Origin of the sequence: Stappia sp. 28M-7 (assembly GCF_014252955.1) — a bacterium.
In the GTDB taxonomy this organism is placed as follows: domain Bacteria; phylum Pseudomonadota; class Alphaproteobacteria; order Rhizobiales; family Stappiaceae; genus Stappia.
In genome coordinates this window covers 376187-397321 of record NZ_JACMIA010000001.1, presented here as the reverse complement: position 1 = coordinate 397321, position 21135 = coordinate 376187, and the positions used below count along the sequence as shown (strand labels likewise).

Sequence of the window (21135 nt, the reverse complement as noted above, 5' to 3'; positions counted from 1 at the left end):
CCCGCGCCGCCTGCGGGCCGGTCTCACAGGATCCGATCTGATGCCGTCCTTTTTCATCAACCGGCCGGTCTTCGCATGGGTCATCGCCATTTTCATCACGCTTGCCGGCGTGATCGCGATCCCCTTCATGCCGGTTGCCCAATATCCCAACGTCGCCCCGCCGCAGATCTCCATCTCGACCAACTATCCGGGCGTGGCGCCTGAAGACGCCTATCTCAGCGTCACCCGCCCGATCGAGGAAGAGCTGAACGGCGTCGAGGGGCTGATCTATTTCGAGTCCACCTCCGAAACGTCGGGCCGAATCTCGATCACCGCGACGTTCCAGCCCGGCACCGACGTGTCGCAGGCCTCGGTCGACGTGCAGAACGCGGTGCGCCGCGTCGAGCCGCGACTGCCCGGCATCGTCACCCAGCAGGGCATCCGCATCGAGCAGGCCGGCGCCGGCTTCCTGATGGTGGTGTCGGTCACCTCGACCGACGGCTCCTACAACGTGGTCGATCTCGGCGACTATCTCAGCCGCAACGTGCTCGGCGAGATCCGCCGTATCGAGGGTGTCGGTAGCGCCCAGCTCTTCGCGACCCAGCGGTCCATGCGCGTCTGGCTGGACCCGGACAAGATGCTGGGCCTCAACCTGACGTCCAGCGACGTCATCAATGCGATCCGGGCGCAGAACGCCCAGGTCGCGGCCGGCCGCATCGGCGCGCTGCCCAACCCGATCACCCAGCAGATCTCGGCCAGCGTGCTGGTCAAGGGGCAGCTGTCGTCCCTCGACGAGTTCGGCCAGGTGGTGCTGCGGGCCAATCCCGACGGCTCCACGGTCCGCCTCTCCGATGTCGCGCGCCTCGAAATCGGCGGCGAGGACTACAACTTCTCGACACGCCTGAACGGCCAGCCGAGCGCGGCCATCGGCGTGCAGCTCTCCTCGACCGGCAACGCCATGGCGGCATCGGAGGCGGTGCGCGCCAAGATGGAGGAACTGGCCCAGTTCTTCCCGCAAGGTATCGCCTACGAGATCCCGTACGACACCTCGCCCTTCGTCGAGGCGTCGATCGAGAAGGTGATCCACACGCTGCTGGAGGCCGTCGCCCTCGTCTTCGTGGTGATGTTCCTGTTCCTGCAGAGCTTCCGCTACACCGTAATCCCGACGCTGGTGGTGCCGGTGGCGCTGCTGGGCACCTGCGCCGTCATGCTGGCGGCCGGATTCTCGATCAACGTGCTGACCATGTTCGCCATGGTGCTGGCCATCGGCATTCTCGTCGATGACGCCATCGTCGTGGTCGAGAACGTCGAGCGCATCATGGCGGAGGAAGGCCTGTCGCCGCGCGCGGCGACGCGCAAGGCGATGTCGCAGATTTCCGGCGCCATCATCGGCATCACCCTGGTTCTGACGGCGGTGTTCGTGCCGATGGCGTTCTTTCCCGGTGCGGTCGGCGTCATCTACCAGCAGTTCAGCCTGACCATGGTCGTGTCGATCCTGTTCTCCGGCTTCCTGGCGCTGTCCTTCACGCCGGCGCTCTGCGCCAGCATGCTGAAGCCGATCCCGCAGGGCCACCACGAGAAAAAGGGCTTCTTCGGCTGGTTCAACCGCGGCTTCGCCCGCACGACCAGCGGCTACAGCTCGGTCGCCGGCTGGATCTCGCGGCGCGCGGGGCGGATGATGATCATCTATCTCGCCCTGCTGGTCGGCCTCGGCTGGGGCTTCATGCGCCTGCCGTCCTCGTTCCTGCCGAACGAGGACCAGGGCTACCTCCTGGTCAACATCCAGGCTCCGCCCGAGGCGAGCGCCAACCGCACGCTGGAGGTCATCGAGCAGGTCGAGGCGATCTTCGGTAAGGAAAGCGCCGTCTCGCGCATCGTCGGCATTCTCGGCTTCAGCTTCTCCGGCACCGGACAGAATGCCGGCCTTGCCTTCGTGACGCTGAAGGACTGGTCCGAGCGCGGTCCCGAAGACGCGGCCGGCGCCATTGCGGGCCGCGCCAACGGCCAGCTGTTCGGCATCAAGGACGCGATTTCCTTCGCCCTTTCGCCGCCGGCGATCCAGGGCCTTGGCACCTCGAACGGCTTCAGCTTCCGCCTGCAGGACCGCGGCGGACGCGGCACCGAGGCGCTTGGCGCCGCACGCGACCAGCTGATGGCGGCGGCCTCGCAAAGTCCGATCCTGGCCGGCCTGCGCATCGACGGCCTTCCGGACGCGGCCCAGGTCGACCTCATCATAGACCGCGAGAAGGCCAATGCGTTCGGCGTCGCCTTCGCCGACATCAACGCGACCATCTCGGCCAATCTCGGCTCGACCTATGTCAACGACTTCCCGAACTCGGGACGCATGCAGCGCGTGACGGTGCAGGCCGACCAGGACGCCCGCATGCAGACCAACGACCTGCTGCGCCTGAACGTCCGCAACAACAACGGCGGAATGGTGCCGCTTTCGGCCTTCGCAAGCGTGGAATGGCGCAAAGGCCCCTCGCAGATCGTCGGCTATAACGGCTATCCGTCGATCCGCATCTCCGGCGAGGCCGCGCCCGGCTACTCGTCGGGCGATGCCATTGCCGAGATGGAGCGGCTTGCCGGCGAGCTGCCGGCCGGCTTCGGCTACGAGTGGACGGGCCAGTCGCTGCAGGAAATCCAGTCGGGATCGCAGGCGCCGTTCCTGATCGGCCTCAGCATCCTGTTCGTGTTCCTGCTGCTGGCCGCGCTCTACGAGAGCTGGTCGATCCCGTTCGCGGTGATGCTCGTCGTGCCGCTCGGCGTGATCGGCTCGGTCGCCGCGGTGACGCTGCGCGGCATGCCGAACGACGTGTATTTCACCGTCGGCCTGATCGCCATCGTCGGCCTGTCGGCGAAAAACGCCATTCTGATCATCGAGTTCGCCAAGGACCTGATGGCAGAGGGGCGCTCGCTGATCGACGCCACCATCGAGGCGGCGCATCTGCGCTTCCGGCCGATCCTGATGACGTCGCTGGCCTTCACCCTGGGCGTGACGCCGCTGGCCATCGCGAGCGGTGCCAGCGCCGGCAGCCAGAACGCCATCGGCACCGGCGTGATGGGCGGCATGATCTCCGGCACGATCCTGGCGATCTTCTTCGTGCCGGTGTTCTTCGTCTTCGTGATGCGGATGTTCCGCCGCATCCCGATCGAAGGGCACCTGCCCAAGCACAAGGACGAAGACCATCCGGCGCCCGCCGCCGAGAAGACCCCGGCGGAGTAAGGGCGAAGCAGGCAAGGCGCGCTTCCCCGCGGAACGTCTTGCGATTGCAAAGAGAAAGGGCCGCCGGTTTCCGGCGGCCCTTGTCGTTTGTGGGCAAAAGCTTGTGCCGGCCGTCAGACCGGAACCGGCTCGCCCGGTTCCGGCGGCAGGTCTTCCGAAAGACCGCGCAGGCAGACCGCCGCGACAAGGTCGCCGGCGACATTGACCACCGTGCGGCACATGTCGAGCAGCCGGTCGACGCCCAGAATGATCACCATCCCGTCTGCCGGAATGCCGGCGCTGGCAGCAACGCTCAGCAGAATGGCGATGCTGACGCCGGGCGTGCCCGGAGCCCCGATGGAGGAGGCGACCAGCGTCGCCGTGATCACCCCGATCTGCGCAAAGGACAGCTCCACCCCGGCGAGCTGGGCCATGAAGAGGATGGCGACCGACTGGTAGAGCGCGGTTCCGGCCATGTTCATGGTCGCGCCGAGCGGCACCACCAGATTGGCGATCCCTTCGGGCACGCCGAGCCGGCGCGCCGTCTGGATCGTCACCGGCATCACCGCCGAGGAACTGGAGGTCGAGAAGGCCAGCAGCAGGTTGCCGCCGGCCACCTGAAAGAAGCGGCGCGGCGAGATCCCGCCCATCAGCCCGACCAGCGCCAGATAAAGCAGGAGCAGCAGGGCGAGACCGAGCAGAACCGTGCCGACATAGCCGGAAATTCCGGTCAGGGTTTCCGGGCCGACCCGGATGACGAGCTGCGCCATCAGCCCGAAAACCGCCAAAGGCGCCAGGAACATAGCCCATTTGACGATGTTCATGGAGATCGACAGCAGCGCTTCCATCAGGCGGAGGAAGGGGTCCGCGCGCGAGCGGTCGATCTGGGTCACCGAGACGCCGACCAGCAGGGCGAGGACCACGACCGCGAGCATGTCGCCCTGGGCGATGGAGGCGGTCGGATTCTGCGGCAGAACGTTGACGATAAGGTCGGGCAAGGTGCTGGAGACCGGCGCGGCAACGGCATCGGGAGCCTCGACACCGGCAACGGCCGGCGCGCCGGCCTGGCGCAGGCCGACAAGCGCAGCGCCCGGGCGCAGCCATTCGGCCAGCATCACGCCGACGACCGCCGCTGCCGCCGTCGTCGCCAGGATGAAGCCTGCGAGCCAGAGCCCGACCCGCCGCAGCGTGTCGCCGGACCCGGCGCCGGCAAGACCGCCGACGATGGACGAAAAGACCAGCGGAACCAAGACCATGGCGATCAGCGCCAGGAAGATGCGGCCGGGCAGCGCCAGCCACAGGCCGATGGCCTCGGCGGTGTCGGGCGCCACCAGGCCGGCGCCTTCGCCGAGCAGCAGGCCGAGGCCGAAGCCCAGCACCATGCCTGCGACCACCTGGGCCCAGAGCCGCGAGGTGATCCAGACCCGAAGCTTGAAGCGCTGGCCCGAAAGATGACCCGCTCCCGGCTGGTGCCCCGCCTCTGTCTCGCCCGTTCCGCCGGTCCGCAATTCCGTCATTCCCTGCCGTCCCTCGCTGCTGCCCGCCCCGGCGCACCATAGCCCGCAGGCGGCGGGCCGGGGCAAGTAGGGAAACCCCGCAAACCGGCGCAGAAAGCCGAAACCCTTGCGAAAGCTGGCGAAACGGCGCCATGCCGGCCGTGAAAACGGTTTGAGAATTTCGAGACGGATTTTGCAAAATTCCGTCTCGAAATCGGCTGAACCCGTCTCAATCGTCGCAAAATCGCCAAGCCGCGCGCAGCCCCTTTCCACGGGCGCGGCGCGTGTTAAAGTTCGCCGCCCGGCCGCCCACCGTTTTCGCGCCGGCTGCACGTTATCCCCGCCTGCCCGTGTGGAGTGCCGGCATGAGCTTCGATCTGTGGTTGGTCTACCTGCTGGCCTCGCTCGCCCTGTCGCTGACACCGGGACCGAACGGCCTCCTCTGCCTCAATCACGGGGTCCGCTACGGGCTCGGCCGCACCGTGTTCACCGCGCTCGGCTGCATCACCGGAATGGCGCTGCTGATCGGCGCCTCGCTCGCCGGCCTCGGCGCGTTGATGCTGACCTCCGAGATGCTGTTCAGCGTCGTGAAGTGGGTGGGCGCTGCCTATCTCATCTGGCTGGGCATCCGGCTGTGGCGGGCGCCGGCCTTCACCGCCGGCATCCAGGCGGCGAGCGAGGGCGGCCCGGCGGCACGCCCGATCAGCCGCCGCCGCGCCTTCACGCAAGGCCTGCTGGTGGCGCTGTCGAACCCCAAGGCGCTGATCTTCTTTTCGACCTTCCTGCCGCAGTTCATGCAGCCGGGCACCTCGCTCCTGCTGCAGTTCGCGATCTTCGCAGGCACCTACGCGGCGGTGGAGTTCGCCTACGAGGTGGTGCTGGCGGGCGCGGCCGGGCGGCTGGCACCCTGGCTGACGCGCTGGGGACAGGTGTTCAACCGGGTGACGGGCGGTGCCTTCATCGGCGTCGGCGCGATGGTCGCCGCCTCGCAGCGCTGAGAGCGTCTCAGGCTTTGGTTTCTGGCGGCAGCAGCCGCTCGAGCGCGGCGACGTAGCCCGGCACGGTGTCGCGGGCGGGGTCGAACCATTCCAGCGACCAGTTGAGCGCGCCGATCAGGGCGTGGCGCAGGTAGCGGACGCGCAGGCCGTCGGCCTCCGGCCCGAGGTAATCGCGGATGATCGCGCTCCAGACCTTGTCGTAGTTGCGGCGCGTCGCCAGCAGTTCCTGCTGCACCGCTTCGGGCACGAAGGGGTAGCAGCGGATATGGGCCGAGGCGAAATCGCTCGCCGAGAGCAACGTCTCCAGATGGACCTTGAGGGCGATGACGATCCGCTCGCGCGGGCTTGCGTCCGGCCGCTTCGCCAACGCCTCGTCGACTGCATCGCAGACAAGCTGCACGCCGAGCCGCATGACCTCGATGGCCAGTTCGTCCTTGGAGGCGAAATGGTAGTAGAGGCTGCCGGCCTTCATGCCGACCTCGGCCGCCAGATCGCGCAGCGAGGTGTCCGCATAGCCGCGCTCGCGCATCATCCGGGCGGCGGCAGCCATGATGACCTGCCGCGCCTCGAGCGCCTTCTTCGTCTTTTTCTGCGGCTTGGGAAGGGAGGCGGTCAACGGGACGGGTCCTGCGAGAGCGAGAGGCATATGTTTCCGAAGTGCTCTCCCTTTTCAAGGGTGCGGAAGGCCTCGTGCGCCTCTTCGAAGGGGAAGACCCGGTCGACCACCGGGCGGATGCCGCCCGCCGCCAGCGCGCCCATCAGCGCCTGAAAGGCCTGGCGCGAGCCGCAGGACACCGAATGCAGGGTGATGCGGCGGGTCAGGACCAGCGGCAGGAAGAGCTCGGCCATCGAACCGGTGACATTGCCGATCAGCAGGATGGTGCCGCCGGTGCGCACCGCCTTGACCGAATCGTTGAGCGTCGCCGCGCCGCCGAGCTCCAGCACCCGCTCGCAGCCGCGCCCGCCCGTCGCCTCGCGCACAGCGCGGGCCCAGTCGGGCGTCGCATTGCGGTCGATGACGAGATCGGCGCCGAGCGCGGCAAGGCGCGCCGCCTTGATCGGCGAAGAGGTGGTGACGATGGTATGGGCGCCGGCACGGCGGGCAAGGGCCAGCGCCATCAAGGCAACCCCGCCCGTTCCCTGGATCAGCACGCTCTCGCCCGGGCGCAGCGGCCAGGGCTCGGACAGGGCGCTCCAGGCGGTGACACCGGCGCAGGGAAGCGTTGCCGCCTCCGCATTGGACAGGCCCTCGGCGATCTTGACGAGGCCGCTTTCGGGAAAGACGCAATGGGAGGCGAGCACGCCGTCCAGCGGCCCGCCGAGACGGCCGGCCTCCAGATCGTCGGGCGGAGCCCCGCCCTGCCAGTGCTGGTAGAAGGCCGGCGCCACCCGGTCGCCGACGGCAAGGTCGCGCACCCCCGGCCCGGTCTCCACGACGATGCCGACGCCGTCGGACAGCGGCACCAGCGGCGGGCGCACGGCGCGGCCATGGCCGCCGGCCACCACCACGAGATCGCGGTAGTTGAGCGAGGCGGTGCGCATTTCCAGCAGCACCTGGCCCGGCCCCGGCATCGGCGTTTCCCGCTCCCGCAGCACCAGGTTGTCGAGGCCGAAGCCGGTTTCCAGCACGAAGGCGCGCATTGCGGTCACATGCGCTTGGCGACTTCTTCGAGCATCACCTCGGTCGCCCCGCCGCCGATCGCCTGGACGCGGGCATCGCGCGACATGCGCTCGATGGTGCTCTCGCGCATGAAGCCCATGCCGCCGTGGAACTGGACGCAGGCATACATGACCTCGTTGACCAGCTCGCCGCACAGCGCCTTGATCATCGAGACCTCGCGCACCAGCTGCTCGCCGCGCGCCGATCGGGCGGCGGTGGCGTAGACCATCTGCCGGGCCGCCTCGACCCGCGACGACAGCATGGCGAGGCGCTGGCGGATAGCCTGCTTTTCCCAGAGCGGGGCGCCGAAGGCCTTGCGGTCGCGAACATAGGCGACCGTCAGCTCGATGGCGGCCTGGGCCTCGCCCATGGCCATGGCGCCGAGCACGAGGCGCTCGTTCTGGAAGTTCTTCATGATCTCGTAGAAGCCGCGCCCTTCCTCGCCGAGCACGTTCTCGGCCGGGACGCGGACATCGACGAAGGAGAGCTCGGCCGTGTCCGAGCTGCGCCAGCCGTGCTTGTCGAGGGCGCGCGAGACGGTGAAGCCCTCCATGCCCTTCTCAATGATGAACATGGTCACCGCCTTGCTGGCCGGCCCGTCGCCGCCGGTCTTGGCGGCGATGCAGTAGACATCGGCCAGCACGCCGTTGGTGATGAAGGTCTTGGTGCCGTTCAGCACGTAGTGATCGCCCTCGCGGCGGGCGGTGGTGCGGATGCCCTTGACGTCGGAGCCGGCGTCCGGCTCGGTGACGCCGACGGCGGTGATGGTCTCGCCGCTGATGATGCCGGGCATGTATTTCGCCTTCTGGGCGTCGTTGCCGGCATTGAAGAGATGGACCGAGGCCATGTCGGTGTGGACCAGCGCGGTGATGGCGACGCCGGCATAGGTGCAGCGGCCGAGCTCTTCCGACAGGACAACGGTGGCGCGTTCGTCCATGGCGCTGCCGCCATAGGCTTCCGGATAGCGGATGCCGAAGAAGCCGAGCGCCCCCATCTTGCGCAGCAGCTCGCGCGGGGTGGCGCCGTCGCGCTCCCACTGGTCGGCATGCGGCTTGATCTCCTCCTCGACGAAGCGGCGCACCTGATCGCGCAGCATCTTGTGCTCTTCCTCGAAGAAGAAGTCGCTGGCGCTGGTCACATCGAAACCGGAAGCTGTCATTCGGTCCATCCCGTGTTGCGTGCCGGCCGGCCTTGCTGCCGGCGGCGAAAACTGGATCCTGGTCTTGTCAGGATCCTGGTATTGTCAGGCGCCGCCGAAGCGGGGCTCGCGCTTTTCGACGAAGGCCGCCGTGCCCTCGGCAAAGTCGGGTCCGCCGGCAAGGCGGGCATTGACGTCGCGCTCCAGGTCGAGCGCGGTGTCGAGGGTCGAGGCAAGGCCCTGCGCGACCGCCTCGCGGATTTCGGCGAAGGCCGCAACGGGCCCGCGCGCCAGCCGCCCGGCAAGGGCAAGGGCCTCATCCATCAGCTCGCCATCCTCGACACAGCCGGCAATCAGCCCCCAGTCGGCGGCGGTCTCGGCCTTCAGCGGATCGCCGGTCAGCATCAGATGCAGCGCGCGGGCGCGGCCCAGCGCCTGCGGCAGGAACCAGGTGCTGCCGACATCCGGCACGACGCCGAGGCGCGGGCCGAAGACCTGGATGAAGCTGGCGGAGCGGGCGGCAAGCACGATGTCGCAGGCGAGTGCCAGACCGACACCCCCGCCGGCGGCAATGCCGTTGACCGCCGCGACCACCGGCTTTCGCAGGGCGCGGATCTGGCGCACCGCGCGGTTCCAGCCCTCGTCGAGCAGCCGGCCGACGGCCGGGCCCTTGTCGGAAAAACCCGCCATCTCGCCGACATGGGCACCGGCGCAAAAGCCCCGCCCCTCGCCGGTCAGCACCAGCGCGCGGATGGCGTCATCGCCCGCGACCTCGGCCAGTCGGGCGTGAAGCTGGCGCATCATCGGGGCGTGGATGCCGTTGAGCTGCTCCGGTGCGGCCAGAACGAGGACGGCGACCGGCCCGTGCCGGTCGAGCCGCACCCAGTCGCGGGCGCTCCCGTTCGGTTCGCTGGCGGTTCCCGTATCGGGCTGCGTGCCGGATTTCGTGTCTGATTTCGTGTCGGGCATTGCGCGATCTCCTCCCCGAGCCTCGTCGCATGCGGCTGATGGGTCAGCCTGTTGACAGTTTTTCTAACGGTCGTTAGGTAGATTGTCAATCACCCAACCGGGGCCGAGGGTCTCGAACCGGGCGAGGCAATGCAAACGGGAGGAGCAGCTCGTGGCAGGCATGGACGACCTGGTGGCCGCACTGAGACAGGTGCAGGCAGCGGCAGCGCAAGGCGGCGGCGAGAAGTTTCGCGCCCGCCACGCGGAGCGCGGCAAGATCTTCGTGCGCGAGCGCATCGAGCTGGCGCTCGATCCCGGCACCGCCTTTCTGGAGCTGTCGCCGCTGGCCGCGCACGGGCTCTATGGCGGCGAGGTGCCGGGAGCAGGCATCGTCACCGGCATCGGCCTGATCCACGACCGGCCCTGCATGCTGATCGCCAACGATGCCACGGTGAAGGGCGGCTCGTTCTTCGCCGAGACGGTGCGCAAGCATTCGCGCGCCCAGGAAGTGGCGGAGGAGCACGGCCTTCCCTGCATCTATCTGGTCGATTGCGGCGGCGCCTTCCTGCCCGAACAGGACCGGGTGTTTCCCGACAAGGACCATTTCGGCGGGGCGTTCTGGCGCCAGTGCCAGATGTCGGCGGCCGGCCTGCCGCAGATCTCCGTCGTCTTCGGCGGCTGCACCGCGGGCGGCGCCTATATCCCGGCGCTCAGCGACCAGGTGATCATGGTGCGCGGGACGGGCCGCATCCATCTGGGCGGCCCGCCCATCGTCAAGGCGGCGATCAACGAGATCGTCGACGGCGAAACGCTGGGCGGTGCCGACATGCACACCACCGTCTCCGGCGTCAGCGACCACGTCGCGCCCGACGAGGAAAGCGCCATGCGCATGCTGCGCGAGATCGTCGCCAATCTGGGCGAGGGCCGCAAGGTGACGCCGCCGCCGCGCGAGGCCCTGGCGCCGCTCGTTGCCGCCGGGCGCCCGTCCGAGCATGCGCCGGTGGACCTGAAGCGCCCGGCCGACATGCGCGCGCTGATCCGCTCGATGGTCGACGGATCGCAGCTCGCCGAGTTCAAGCCCGACTACGGCGCGACGCTGATCACCGGCTTTGCCCATATCCATGGCTACCCGGTCGGGATCCTGGCCAATGACGGGGCGCTGTTTTCCGAAAGCGCGCTGAAGGGTGCGCATTTCATCGAGCTGTGCGATCAGCGCCAGATCCCGCTGCTGTTCCTGCAGAACATCACCGGCTTCATGGTCGGCACCGACGCCGAGCGCGGCGGCATCGCCAAGCACTCGGCAAAGCTCGTGTATGCCGTCTCCAATGCGCGCGTGCCGAAATACACGGTGATCGTCGGCGGCTCCTACGGCGCCGGCAACTACGGCATGTGCGGACGCGGCTTCCGCCCGCGCTTCCTGTTCTCCTGGCCCAATGCCCGCATCGCGACGATGAGCCCCGATGTCGCCGCGACCGTGGTGACGGAGCTGCGCCGGGCCAGCCTGAAATCGCAGGCGAACGAAGCGGAGATCGCCGAGCTCGACCGGCGCACCCGCGCCCAGTTCGAGGAGCAGAGCGATCCCTATTACGCCACCGCGCGGCTGTGGGACGACGGCTTGATCGAGCCCGACCAGACCCGCGACGTGCTGGGCCTGTGCCTGGCGCTGGGCGCGGGCGGCGACAAGGACACCGGCCCGCGGCCGGTCTACAGGATGTGAGGCGCACCATGTTCGACAGCCTGCTGATTGCCAATCGCGGCGAGATCGCCTGCCGCATCATCCGCACCGCACGCCGCATGGGGCTCGCCACCATCGCCGTGCATTCCGATGCAGACCGGGACGCGCTGCATGTGAGGATGGCCGACCGGGCAATCGCCATCGGCGGGGCGGCGGCGAGCGACAGCTACCTGCGCCTCGACCGGATCATGGCCGCGGCCAGGGCGAGCGGGGCCGGCGCGATCCACCCCGGCTACGGCTTCCTGTCCGAGCGGCCGGAACTGGCGCGGGCCTGCGAGGAGAACGGCATCGCCTTCGTTGGGCCGAACGCACGGGCCATCGCGGCGATGGGTGCCAAGATCGAGGCGAAGCGCCTGGCCGAAGAAGCCGGCGTGCCCTGCATTCCCGGCTATAGCGGCGAGGACCAGTCGACAGGCAATCTGGCGCGGGCCGCGCGCGAGATCGGCCTGCCGGTGATGGTCAAGGCCTCGGCCGGCGGCGGCGGCAAGGGCATGCGCGCCGTCCACGACGAGGCGGGGCTGGAGGCTGCCATCGATGCAGCCCGCACGGAGGCCGAGCGGGCCTTCGGCGACGGGCGGCTGCTCATCGAGAAGCTGGTGCGCAATCCGCGCCATGTGGAAGTGCAGCTGATCGGCGACAAGCACGGCACCTTGCTGCACCTGTTCGAGCGCGACTGCTCGGTCCAGCGCAATCACCAGAAGCTGATCGAGGAGGCGCCGGCGCCGGGCTTGCTCCCCGAAACCCGCGAGCGGCTGTTCGAGGCGGCGCTCAGGCTCGGCCGGGCCATCGGCTACGACAGCGCCGGCACGGTCGAGTTCGTGATGGATGCGGTGACGCAGGAAGTCCACTTCCTGGAGATGAACACGCGGCTGCAGGTCGAGCATACGGTGACCGAGGAGATCACCGGGCTCGACCTTGTGGAGCTGCAGCTGCGCGCCGCGGCCGGCGAGAAGCTGGCCCTGACGCAGGACGAGGTGACCTGCAACGGCCACGCGATCCAGGCGCGGCTGACGGCGGAAGACGCCAGCGCCGGCTTTCGCCCGGACACGGGCAAGGTGCTGCTGTGGTCGCCGCCTGCGGAACTGCGCTGCGATGCCGGCATCGAGCCGGGGGCGGAGATCGGGGCGGCGTACGATTCCATGATCGCCAAGCTGATCGCCCACGGGCCCGACCGGGACGCGGCGCGGCGCAAGCTGCTCTCCGGCCTCGACCGGCTGGAGGTGGCGGGGCTGGCCACCACGCGGCTGTTCCTGCGCGACGCGCTGGCCTCGCCCGACTTCGCGCAGGGCAATGTCACCACCGACTTCATCGCCCGCAACTGGCCGGACGGATGGAGGGCGCCGGAGGCGGACGGCCTCGCCCTTGCGGCGGCGGCGCTTGCGAGCCGGCCGCGCGCGGCGGCAACGCCCTGGCAGGCGCTTTCCGGCTTCCGCCTGCTCGCGCAGGCCGGCTGCCCGGCGCGGGTGACCTATGTGGATGCGGCTGCACCCGAGAGCCGCGTCGTGCTGGAAGCGCGCGGGCCCGGATGCTGGCAAACCATCGGCACGGACGGCGAGACGCAGGAGATCGCCGCGCAGTGGACGGGGCCGGACCGGGTGCGCATCACCCGCGATGGCGTGGCGGAGAGCTTCGCCGCCGCCCACCATGACGGGCGGATGTGGCTGTGCGGGCCGGGCACGGAGATCGCCTGCGCGGTGCTGCCGCTCGGCGATCTTGGCCAGGACAGGGCGGCGGGCGACGGCGCCTCGCCGGAGCGGATCGCCGCGCCGATGCCGGGCCTCGTCGTCGAGATCCGCGTTGCGGCGGGCGATACGGTCGCCAAGGGCGACACGCTGGTGGTGATGGAATCGATGAAGCTCCTGATGGAGCTGAAGGCGGCGGCCGACGGCACGGTGGCCGAGATCGCAGCAAGCGAACGCGACACGGTGGAGGCCGGCCGCCTCCTGGTGCGGCTGGAGCCTGCGGAGCGCTGAGACCTACGGCAGGAGCTGCTTGATGTCGCGCGCGCCGACCCAGTAACGCGGGCCGGCGCCCAGCGCCCCGGCGCGGTCGTCGGGATTGGCAAGGCGGCACTGGGCGAGCGACAGGCAGCCGCAGCTGATGCACTCGGCAAGGCCGCGCTTGAGCCGCTGCAATTCGGCGATCCTCTCGTCCACCCGCTGCGTCCAGACCTGCGACAGCTGCTCCCAGTCGGCGCCGGTCGGAATGTGGTCGCTCGGCAGCTTGTCGAGCTCCTGCTTCACCTCCTCAAGCGTGAAACCGAGACGCTGCGCGAAGACGATGAAGGCGATGCGCCGCAGCACGGATCGCTCGAAGCGGCGATGGCCGGAGGCCGCGCGCTCGGCCGAGATCAGCCCGCGCTCCTCGTAATAGCGCAGGGCGGAGGCGGCGACACCGCTGCGCCGCGCCACCTGCTGGATGGTGAGGACAGGACCTGGCTTGGCACGGCGGGAGGGGCTGGACATGGCTTGCGGAGCCTTTGCGGCGGGCGGGCGCGAAAACCGTCCGCGCGGCTGTTGACTTAAAGCGTACTTGAACTTTTATCACGTTGCCCGGACAAGACAACCGGAGCGACAGAATGACTGCAACACCCGTCCCGGCCCCTGCGGCCGCGGCCCGCCTCGCCCCCGCCGAAGCGCCCCTCCCCTACACGATGATCAACATCTTCACCCCGACGGGCGGCACCGCCGACCGGCTGCTCGACATGCAGATGCAGGAAATCGCCCGCCTGAGCGAAGCGGCCGGCGAGGCCGGCTGGCTCGGCAACGAGGTCTACTGGGCCTCCGACAGCAGCTGCCTCGTCGTCATCACCCGCTTCACCGACGCGATGGCGGCCGCCAACTGGCGCGCATCGCCGGACTTCGCCGCGCATCTGGAGCGGATCGCACCGCTGATCGCCCGCGTCGATTCGATCCCCGTCGAGCTGATCGCCGCGCACGCTCCCCGGCGCGGCTGACCCCGTTTTTCGAACACGAAAGGACCTTCCATGAGCAAACTGAAGCTGGGGATCATCGTCGGCAGCACCCGCGAGGGCCGCTTTGCCGACAAGCCCGCCCGCTGGATCTGCGCCCAGGCGGAGAAAACCGGCGCCTTCGACGTCGAGGTCATAGACCTTGCCGACTTCCCCTTGCCCTTCTACGGCGACCCGGCGGCGAGCACGGCGCAGAAGCAGGCGGCAAGCGCCTTTGCGGCAAAGGTGGCGACCTGCGACGCCTATGTCTTCACGGTCGCGGAATACAATCACAGCCTGACGGGCGTGCTGAAGAACGCGCTCGACCATGCCTCCTGGGTGCGCCGGCCGGCCGGCAGCATCGCCTATGGCGGCGTCGGCGGCGCGCGGGCGGTGATGCATCTGCGCCAGATCTCGGCGGAGCTGGAACTGGTCTCGGTGAAGGCCGCCGTCCACATCTCCTACGGCGACTATCTGGCGATCCGCGAAGGCCGGGCCGGCTTCGAGGCGCTGCCGCATCTGGGCACGGCGGCGGAGCGGATGCTGGATCAACTCGCCTGGTGGGGCCGCGTGCTGCGCAGCGCCCGCCAGGAGGAACGGGGCGTGGAGGCGGTGGCCTGAGGCGCCACGCCGGATCGCGCCCCGGCGCGAAACCGGGCTGGCATTTGCCGCCGAACACGGCGATAGGACTCCCTGCCGGATGTCCGGCAGGGAGAGACCCGCATGACTCGATTGCTCCGAATTGCCCGCCCCTTCGCCTTGTCCGCCGCCGCTGCGCTTCTTTGCGCGGCACCGCTGGTCCTCGCCGCGCCGGCCGGCGCGCAGACCGCGGATGGGCAGACGGGCGCGCAAGCGGCCGACATCCGCCCGCAGGACATCCTCGATGCCGCCGTCGGCGACTGGAACAAGGACGGCCGCGAGGACCTGGCCTTTCTGGCGACAACGCGCGGCGACGACATGCAGGCCGGGCTCTATGTCTACCTGCGCGAGGAGGCGACGAACGGCAGCCTACTGTCGCTGGCGCTCGCTGTTCCGGACAAGATCTGGGGCGGGCGCGGCGGCGACACGGCCGCCTTCGGCCAGGAGCCCTCGATCAAGGCGCTTGCCAACGGCTCCATCGCCATCACCACGCAGAACTCCGCCATCGGCCGAAACCGGTGGGAGCACACGATCTCGCTCGCCCATCGCGACGGACGGTTCGTCGTCGCCGGGCTGACCTTCAATTCCTACGACACGCTGCAGGAGGAGGAGCCGCTGAGCTGCGACCTCAATCTCCTGACCGGGCGCGGGGTGGTGAACGAACGCAAGATCTCCTTCGCGCCCATCGCCCTGCAGTTGCAGGAGTGGGAGACGCAGGACGGCGAGGACCCCGGCATACGGATCTGCCGCGAACAATAGGCGCGTCTTCGGCCGACGCGAGCCCTGCAACCGCTGCCCACTGGACAAGCGGGTGCCGTTGGTCATCTATTTGATCCGAAACCGTTACCCGAACCCGATCCGCCGACCCGCCAGCCTTCCCTCCCCGCAGGGCCCAGCCCGTTCAAGACGCGTGCCGCCGCATCCCCCGCGATGCCGCCCGGCGCGGCGGGGCCGCCGCGGGGTGAGGGCCAGCTCAGGCCGGATCGCCAGGAAGGACATTCGATGACCGAGCTCTTGTCGCCCCTCCCCTTGCGCGGGCTGACCCTGCCCAACCGCTTCGTCGTCTCGCCGATGTGCCAGTATTCGGCGCGCGGCGGCGTGGTCGGCGACTATCACCTCGTGCATCTCGGCCGCTTCGCGCTGGGCGGCTTCGGCACCGTGATCGTCGAGGCGACGGCGGTGACGGCCGAAGGACGCATCACCTATGGCTGCCCCGGCCTGTGGGACGATGGCCAGATCGCCGGCATGGCGCGGATCACCGCGCTGTTGCGCGCGCAAGGGGCGGTCGCCGGCATCCAGCTGGCCCATGCCGGCCGCAAGGCCTCCTCGATCCCGCCCTGGCTGATGGGCACGGACGAGCGCGAGGCCGATGCCGAGCACTGGGAGCCGGTGGCGCCCTCCGCCCTGCCCCATGCCGAGGACGCGCCGATGCCGCGCGCCATGAGCGAAGACGATATCGAGGCGGAGGTGGCGGCCTGGGCCGCGGCGACGAAACGGGCGGTCGAGGCCGGTTTCCAGCTGATCGAGATCCACGCCGCGCACGGCTACCTGCTGAACCAGTTCCTGTCGCCGCTGTCCAACCGGCGCGAGGACGCCTATGGCGGCAGCGCCGAGAACCGCATGCGCTTCCCGCTCAAGGTGGTGGAGGCGGTGCGCGCGGCGATGCCGGACGACATGCCGCTGTTCCTGCGCCTGTCGGCGGTGGACGGGCTGGAGGGCGGACGCACCATCGAGGACAGCGTGGCCTTTTCCCGCGCGGTCGGCGAGCGCGGGGTCGACGTCATCGACGTGTCGGCCGGCGGCTTCACCGGCTCGCGCTTCGAGATCGGCCCGGGCATGTATCTGCCCTGGGCGGCGCAGATCCGCAAGGAGACCGGCCTGCCGGCAATGGCGGTGGGGCTGATGGGCGAGGCGGAGCTGGCGGCGGAGGCGGTCACGCAAGGGCGCGCCGATCTCATCGGGCTCGGCCGGGCGGCGCTCGACGATCCGAACTGGCCGCTGCACGCGGCGCGCCGGCTCGGCGCGGAAACGCGGGCGCTGTGGCCGAAGCAGGCGGGCTATGCCATCGAACGCTGGCCGGGCCGCACCGCCATCGGCTGACGCAGACGGCCGTCGGCAGGATCGGACAAGGACCGGCCGGCGGCTTCACTCACCGGTGCGGCCGCTCCCGGTGCGGGGCGTCCGCATCACCGGCGGCGGCAGGATCCGGTTCTGCTCGGCCGTGCCGGGTTCCGCGGCGCTTTCGTCCGGATGGCCGACGAGATAGCCCTGGATCTCGGTGCAACCCTGCTGGGTGAGGAATTCCAGCTGCGCCTCGGTCTCCACGCCTTCGGCGAGGATCGGGATATCGAGGCTTTCGCCAAGGGCCAGCACGGCGCGGATCATCGCCGAGGCCTGCGGCCCGCGGTCGAGATCGTCCATGAAGGACTTGTCGAGCTTGATCTTGTCGAAGGGGAACGAGCGCAGGGTCGACAGGGACGAATAGCCGATGCCGAAATCGTCCATCGAGATCGACACGCCCATCGCCTTGATCCGCCGCAGGATATGCAGCGTGCGCTCGGCATCCTGGATCAGAGAGGTCTCGGTGATCTCCACTTCCAGCCGCTGCGGCGACAGGCCGGTCTCCATCAGGATGCCGTGGATCACGTCGGGCATGTCGATGCTGCCGACCTGCAGCGCCGAGACGTTGACCGCGATCTTCAGCTCGTTGTCCCAGGACGCGGCCTCGCGGCAGGCGGTGCGCAACACCCATTCGCCGATCGGCAGGATCAGGCCGGTGTCCTCGGCGATGGGGATGAACTCCATCGGCAGCAGCACGCCGCGCTCGGGATGGCGCCAGCGCAGCAGGGCCTCGTAGCCGGTCACCTCGTTCTCGCGGACCGAGACCTGCGGCTGGAAGACGAGGAAGAACTGGTTTTCCGCAAGCGCGGTACGCAGCTGCAGCGCTATGGCGCGACGCTCGCGCACGCGCTCGTCCATCCCCTCCTCGTAAAAGCAGATCGCCTCGCCGGGCGAACCCTTGGCCCGGTACATGGCAAGGTCGGCATTGTTCATCAACGTCGCCGGGCTTCCCGCATCGTCGGGGAAGATCGAGATGCCGATGGAGGCGCCGCAGATCAGGTCGACATGGTCGTAAGGCACGGTAGCAAAGAGCTCGCGCTCGAGCCGCGAGGCGATGCCGAGCGCCTGCTCGCGGTCCTGCACCAGCGCGGTGGCGACGAACTCGTCGCCGCCCAGCCGGGCGACGAAGGCCTCCTTGCCGACGGCCGTGCGCATGCGGTCCGACAGGACGCACAGCACATGGTCGCCCGCCGCGTGGCCATGCACGTCGTTGACCTCCTTGAAGCGGTCGAGATCGATGGCCAGGAGCGCGATCCGGGCGCTGGCCGGGCGCGTCTCGATCTGGCTGTCGAGATGCTCCAGGAAGGAGGAGCGGTTGGGCAGGCCCGTCAGATTGTCGAAGCTGGCGAGGTAGGAGATCTTCTCTTCCTGGGCGAGGCGCGGGCGCAGGTCGCGCACCGAATAAAAGCGAGTGGCGGTCAGATCGTCCCGCTCGTAGCGGTCTTCGCGGGCCGCGACCTCGACGGGAAGCAGCGCGCCGGCGGCGGTGAGCAGCGTCGCGCGCACCAGCTTGTCGACCGAGGACGGCGCGCGCGGCACCAGTTCGGCAAAGGTGCGCCCGACCAGCGCTTCCCGCTGCATGCCGCTGAGCAGGATGAAGGCCTCGTTGCAATCGACGATGCGTCCGGCGGTCTCGATGACGATGCCGTCGACGGAACTTTCCAGGATCTGCTTGGTGCGGGCCCGGGTGCGGGCTGTCGCCTGGCGGTCCAGCAACTGGCTGGCAAGGCCCGTGCCGAGCACCAGCACGCCGACCGCCGCCACCGCCACCGCCAGCACGCCATAGGCATCCTCGCTGGTGGCGCCGCCCGGCTGGGGCACCGCCGGAACGATGCCGACCGCTGCCATGCCGGTGAAATGCAGTGCGACGATGGAGCCTGCCAGCAGCGCGGTGCCGAGCAGCTCGCGGGTCTGCAGGACCACCCCCTCGCGGGTGGCGGCAACGAAGGCGGCCGCGCCCAGCACCAGCGACAGCACGAGCGAAGCGGCCACATAGGTCATGTCCCAGACGATGGCGCCGTCGATGCTGAAGGCGGCCATGCCCGTATAGTGCATGACGGACACGCCGACGCCGAACATGCAGCCGCCGAGCATCGGGGCAAGCCGGCCGCGACCGGAAGCGATGGCCAGGCTGACCGCGGCGGAGACGACGGCGATCAGCAGCGAGATGCCGGTGAGCGTCGGGTCGTAGGACACGGGCACGCCCGGCCGATAGGCGAGCATGGCAACGAAATGGGTACACCAGATGGTGGAACCGGCGGCCACGGCCCCGTGAAACACCCAGAAGGGCCGCGCCTCGCGCTCCGCCGCGCGGGTGCGCAGGAACAGGCGAATCGAGATCCAGGCGCCGAGGACGCAGATCGCAGCCGCAAGCGCGACCAGCCAAAGATCATGTTCCGTAAATAGGCAGCTGAAAAAGCGCACGGGAAAATCCTCGAAAGATGGCCCGAATGATCGCGGAAAACACCTTCGTTTTCCTTAATTTCAACCAGCCAACGACGTATCAGCAGCGTCGTTCCCAGATCAACCCGGCACCCATTACGGCACTTTCCGCAGAGTCGGGCAAGTCTATCCTCAAACGACGCAGCAACGCCGGCCTGGTTCGGCAGTGGGGATGCACGCATCCGCAGCGCAAGGAGGGGCGAGGCAGGGCCAGAAACGCACGAAATCCGGGCGCGAAAGAGCAGCGCTCCGGCGAAAATGCTCCGCCTCCGTCAGCTGCCATCTCTCAAATTTGCAACAAGGATCGGGCTTGCATTTCAAATTGCTGAATGTTGCGAGATGCCTAGACGACCAGCTCTCGGGATCGTCCGAATGCGATCAGCCACATCCTCATAGTGTCAGCGGTGTCCCGCATGGCTTCTGCCGGAGCACTGCGGCAATGATATCCAGGCCCTGGATGAGCCGTTCCTCACCGGGTTCATGGCTGACGCACAAGCGGATTGCCTCGGGCGCATCAGCGGCATTCATGGCAAAGCTGCGGCCCTCGCTGATGTGAACACCCATGCGGGCGCATTCTGAACGAAACACATCGGCTCGCCAGCCTTCTGGCAGCGGCAACCAGAAATGGAAGCCGTCAGAAAACTGCTTTGCCGTATCCATTCCCAACGCGCGTTGAACGAGCTGCTGGCGGCGGCTTGCCGTCTGCCGCTGCTGCTCAGCCAGCCTCGCTGCTGTTCCGTCTTTGATCAGACGGCTTGCCACCTCAAGGGGCATTGGCGGCGTCATCCAGACACTCAGATTGACGGACTGGCGTAGTGCAGACGCGACTTTTCGAGGTGCATGAAGGAAGCCGATCCGCAAGCCGGGCGCCACACTTTTGGACAGGCTGGTCACATAGACTGTCAAGTCAGGGGCAAATCGCGCGATCGGAGCCGGCTTGTCGCATTTGAGCGGCCCAAAGACATCGTCCTCAATCAGGATAACGCCGTAATGGTCCGCAATCCGCGCAATCTCGGCGCGTCGATCCTCCGAGAGCGTCACCGTCGTTGGCGCTTGCAGGGTCGGTGTAAGATAGAGCGCTTTCGGGTTTGCCTCACGACAGCAGGCCTCAAACGCCTCCGGAATCAGCCCCTGCGCATCCATCGCGACAGCACCGGTCTGAAGGTTGAGGCGCGAAGCCATCGCGAGAACAGGTGTGTAGGTCAAGGCTTCGGCAAGCAACAAGTCGCCCGGCTTTAAAAGGGCCATCAGGGTACACAAAATGCCATGCTGGCCGCCGGCGACCGGAACAATGCACTCAAGAGAAGCCTCCACGCCGCAATCCGCGAGCCATGACTGACCTGCCTCAAGATGGTGAACCAGATCGGTATCGGTTTGATAGTCGAGCAGCGCGCGCAAGCCCGTATCGCTCGCGATCTCCGACATGACCCGACGAATGTGGGGTTCCGAAAAGCCGGGCAGCGGCAGATTGCGTGAAAGGTCGATGGGGCCACGGCTTTCGCGAAGCAGTGTCTCGGGTTCTGCTTGATCTGGACTGAAATCAGCGGACCGAACGAATGTTCCCCGACCGACTTCCCCCTTGATGAGAGCCCGCTTCACAGCCTCCGCATAGGCGCGGCTGGTCGTGTTGGGAGAGAGGTTGAGCTGATAGGCCAGTTCGCGATGCGGCGGAAGGCGTGTTCCGGCGGCCAGTCTGCCCGCCGCAATATCCTCAGCCATGGCCTCCAGAATCTGGAGGTATTTCGGGCCTTCGCGGCTCGACAGGTCTGGTATCCAAATTGCCATCAGATCAATGTTTTGATTGCACCTATTTAGACATGGATG

The 21135-nt window shown here is 68.3% G+C and carries 17 protein-coding genes; 9 read left to right on the top strand and 8 right to left on the bottom strand.

Translation table 11 applies throughout. The annotated features are described in order from the left end of the window. Window positions 1–40: 40 nt before the first annotated feature. Window positions 41–3205, top strand: coding sequence for an efflux RND transporter permease subunit (locus H7H34_RS01850; RefSeq protein WP_185924050.1), 3165 nt, complete (start codon window positions 41–43; stop codon window positions 3203–3205). A gap of 113 nt (window positions 3206–3318) precedes the next feature. Here the strand turns inward: H7H34_RS01850 and H7H34_RS01845 are convergent, their stop codons facing one another. Beyond that, window positions 3319–4701 (bottom strand): dicarboxylate/amino acid:cation symporter, encoded by a 1383-nt coding sequence (locus H7H34_RS01845; protein WP_185924049.1) that lies wholly within the window; start codon window positions 4699–4701, stop codon window positions 3319–3321. A 344-nt stretch (window positions 4702–5045) separates the two neighbouring features. On the opposite strand from H7H34_RS01845, the gene H7H34_RS01840 reads away from it, so the two are divergent. Further along, complete coding sequence (locus tag H7H34_RS01840; protein ID WP_120270383.1) at window positions 5046–5678, top strand: LysE family translocator; 633 nt, start codon at window positions 5046–5048, stop codon at window positions 5676–5678. A gap of 7 nt (window positions 5679–5685) precedes the next feature. Here the strand turns inward: H7H34_RS01840 and H7H34_RS01835 are convergent, their stop codons facing one another. The 4 genes from H7H34_RS01835 to H7H34_RS01820 all read right to left on the bottom strand — a co-directional run bounded on the left by H7H34_RS01835 (window position 5686) and on the right by H7H34_RS01820 (window position 9445). Beyond that, window positions 5686–6294, bottom strand: coding sequence for a TetR/AcrR family transcriptional regulator (locus H7H34_RS01835; protein ID WP_185924048.1), 609 nt, complete (start codon window positions 6292–6294; stop codon window positions 5686–5688). Then, entirely contained in the window at window positions 6291–7319 is a 1029-nt protein-coding gene (locus tag H7H34_RS01830) for a zinc-dependent alcohol dehydrogenase family protein (protein WP_185926398.1), read from the bottom strand. Before H7H34_RS01830 ends, H7H34_RS01835 begins: the two co-directional genes overlap by 4 nt. Before the next feature lie 5 nt (window positions 7320–7324). Further along, window positions 7325–8497 carry an acyl-CoA dehydrogenase family protein gene (locus tag H7H34_RS01825; RefSeq protein WP_120270388.1) on the bottom strand — a complete coding sequence of 391 codons (1173 nt, stop codon included), beginning with the start codon at window positions 8495–8497 and terminating at the stop codon, window positions 7325–7327. An 84-nt stretch (window positions 8498–8581) separates the two neighbouring features. Further along, the gene (locus H7H34_RS01820) at window positions 8582–9445 is read right to left on the bottom strand and encodes an enoyl-CoA hydratase-related protein (RefSeq protein WP_185924047.1); all 864 of its coding nucleotides are present in this window, start codon (window positions 9443–9445) and stop codon (window positions 8582–8584) included. A gap of 160 nt (window positions 9446–9605) precedes the next feature. Here H7H34_RS01820 and H7H34_RS01815 point away from each other — a divergent pair, with 160 nt between their 5' ends. Continuing rightward, window positions 9606–11141 (top strand): acyl-CoA carboxylase subunit beta, encoded by a 1536-nt coding sequence (locus H7H34_RS01815; RefSeq protein ID WP_185926397.1) that lies wholly within the window; start codon window positions 9606–9608, stop codon window positions 11139–11141. Window positions 11142–11149: 8 nt separating this feature from the next. Further along, window positions 11150–13132, top strand: a complete 1983-nt coding sequence (locus H7H34_RS01810) for an acetyl/propionyl/methylcrotonyl-CoA carboxylase subunit alpha (protein WP_185924046.1) — start codon at window positions 11150–11152, stop codon at window positions 13130–13132. A 3-nt stretch (window positions 13133–13135) separates the two neighbouring features. Here H7H34_RS01810 and soxR read toward each other — a convergent pair whose 3' ends face one another. Beyond that, complete coding sequence (soxR, locus tag H7H34_RS01805) at window positions 13136–13624, bottom strand: redox-sensitive transcriptional activator SoxR (RefSeq protein ID WP_185924045.1); 489 nt, start codon at window positions 13622–13624, stop codon at window positions 13136–13138. Window positions 13625–13737: 113 nt separating this feature from the next. On the opposite strand from soxR, the gene H7H34_RS01800 reads away from it, so the two are divergent. From H7H34_RS01800 to H7H34_RS01785, 4 genes are all read left to right on the top strand, one after another. Beyond that, window positions 13738–14115: a putative quinol monooxygenase gene (locus tag H7H34_RS01800; RefSeq protein WP_185924044.1), complete on the top strand. Its 378-nt coding sequence runs from the start codon at window positions 13738–13740 to the stop codon at window positions 14113–14115. 30 nt (window positions 14116–14145) lie between these two features. After that, entirely contained in the window at window positions 14146–14730 is a 585-nt protein-coding gene (locus tag H7H34_RS01795; protein ID WP_185924043.1) for an NADPH-dependent FMN reductase, read from the top strand. A gap of 102 nt (window positions 14731–14832) precedes the next feature. Further along, on the top strand, window positions 14833–15507 hold the full coding sequence (locus H7H34_RS01790) for a hypothetical protein (protein ID WP_185924042.1): 675 nt from the start codon (window positions 14833–14835) through the stop codon (window positions 15505–15507). Between the two features lie 243 nt (window positions 15508–15750). Beyond that, window positions 15751–16848: an NADH:flavin oxidoreductase/NADH oxidase gene (locus H7H34_RS01785; RefSeq protein WP_185924041.1), complete on the top strand. Its 1098-nt coding sequence runs from the start codon at window positions 15751–15753 to the stop codon at window positions 16846–16848. Between the two features lie 45 nt (window positions 16849–16893). Here H7H34_RS01785 and H7H34_RS01780 read toward each other — a convergent pair whose 3' ends face one another. Next, window positions 16894–19293, bottom strand: a complete 2400-nt coding sequence (locus H7H34_RS01780; RefSeq protein ID WP_120270404.1) for a bifunctional diguanylate cyclase/phosphodiesterase — start codon at window positions 19291–19293, stop codon at window positions 16894–16896. A gap of 26 nt (window positions 19294–19319) precedes the next feature. Between H7H34_RS01780 and H7H34_RS01775 the strand changes: the two genes are divergently transcribed. Continuing rightward, the gene (locus H7H34_RS01775; protein WP_185924040.1) at window positions 19320–19640 is read left to right on the top strand and encodes a hypothetical protein; all 321 of its coding nucleotides are present in this window, start codon (window positions 19320–19322) and stop codon (window positions 19638–19640) included. 61 nt (window positions 19641–19701) lie between these two features. On the opposite strand, the gene H7H34_RS01770 is transcribed toward H7H34_RS01775, so the two are convergent. Beyond that, window positions 19702–21096 (bottom strand): aminotransferase-like domain-containing protein, encoded by a 1395-nt coding sequence (locus H7H34_RS01770; RefSeq protein WP_185924039.1) that lies wholly within the window; start codon window positions 21094–21096, stop codon window positions 19702–19704. Window positions 21097–21135 lie beyond the last annotated feature (39 nt).

Excerpts from the sequence above, each read along its gene's own strand:
- H7H34_RS01850 (WP_185924050.1), top strand. The coding sequence starts at position 41 with ATGCCGTCCTTTTTCATCAACCGGCCGGTCTTCGCATGGGTCATCGCC.
- H7H34_RS01845 (WP_185924049.1), bottom strand. The coding sequence starts at position 4,701 with ATGACGGAATTGCGGACCGGCGGAACGGGCGAGACAGAGGCGGGGCAC.
- H7H34_RS01840 (WP_120270383.1), top strand. The coding sequence starts at position 5,046 with ATGAGCTTCGATCTGTGGTTGGTCTACCTGCTGGCCTCGCTCGCCCTG.
- H7H34_RS01830 (WP_185926398.1), bottom strand. The coding sequence starts at position 7,319 with ATGCGCGCCTTCGTGCTGGAAACCGGCTTCGGCCTCGACAACCTGGTG.
- H7H34_RS01825 (WP_120270388.1), bottom strand. The coding sequence starts at position 8,497 with ATGACAGCTTCCGGTTTCGATGTGACCAGCGCCAGCGACTTCTTCTTC.
- H7H34_RS01820 (WP_185924047.1), bottom strand. The coding sequence starts at position 9,445 with ATGCCCGACACGAAATCAGACACGAAATCCGGCACGCAGCCCGATACG.
- H7H34_RS01815 (WP_185926397.1), top strand. The coding sequence starts at position 9,606 with ATGGACGACCTGGTGGCCGCACTGAGACAGGTGCAGGCAGCGGCAGCG.
- H7H34_RS01810 (WP_185924046.1), top strand. The coding sequence starts at position 11,150 with ATGTTCGACAGCCTGCTGATTGCCAATCGCGGCGAGATCGCCTGCCGC.
- soxR (WP_185924045.1), bottom strand. The coding sequence starts at position 13,624 with ATGTCCAGCCCCTCCCGCCGTGCCAAGCCAGGTCCTGTCCTCACCATC.
- H7H34_RS01800 (WP_185924044.1), top strand. The coding sequence starts at position 13,738 with ATGACTGCAACACCCGTCCCGGCCCCTGCGGCCGCGGCCCGCCTCGCC.
- H7H34_RS01795 (WP_185924043.1), top strand. The coding sequence starts at position 14,146 with ATGAGCAAACTGAAGCTGGGGATCATCGTCGGCAGCACCCGCGAGGGC.
- H7H34_RS01790 (WP_185924042.1), top strand. The coding sequence starts at position 14,833 with ATGACTCGATTGCTCCGAATTGCCCGCCCCTTCGCCTTGTCCGCCGCC.
- H7H34_RS01785 (WP_185924041.1), top strand. The coding sequence starts at position 15,751 with ATGACCGAGCTCTTGTCGCCCCTCCCCTTGCGCGGGCTGACCCTGCCC.
- H7H34_RS01775 (WP_185924040.1), top strand. The coding sequence starts at position 19,320 with ATGATCGCGGAAAACACCTTCGTTTTCCTTAATTTCAACCAGCCAACG.
- H7H34_RS01770 (WP_185924039.1), bottom strand. The coding sequence starts at position 21,096 with ATGGCAATTTGGATACCAGACCTGTCGAGCCGCGAAGGCCCGAAATAC.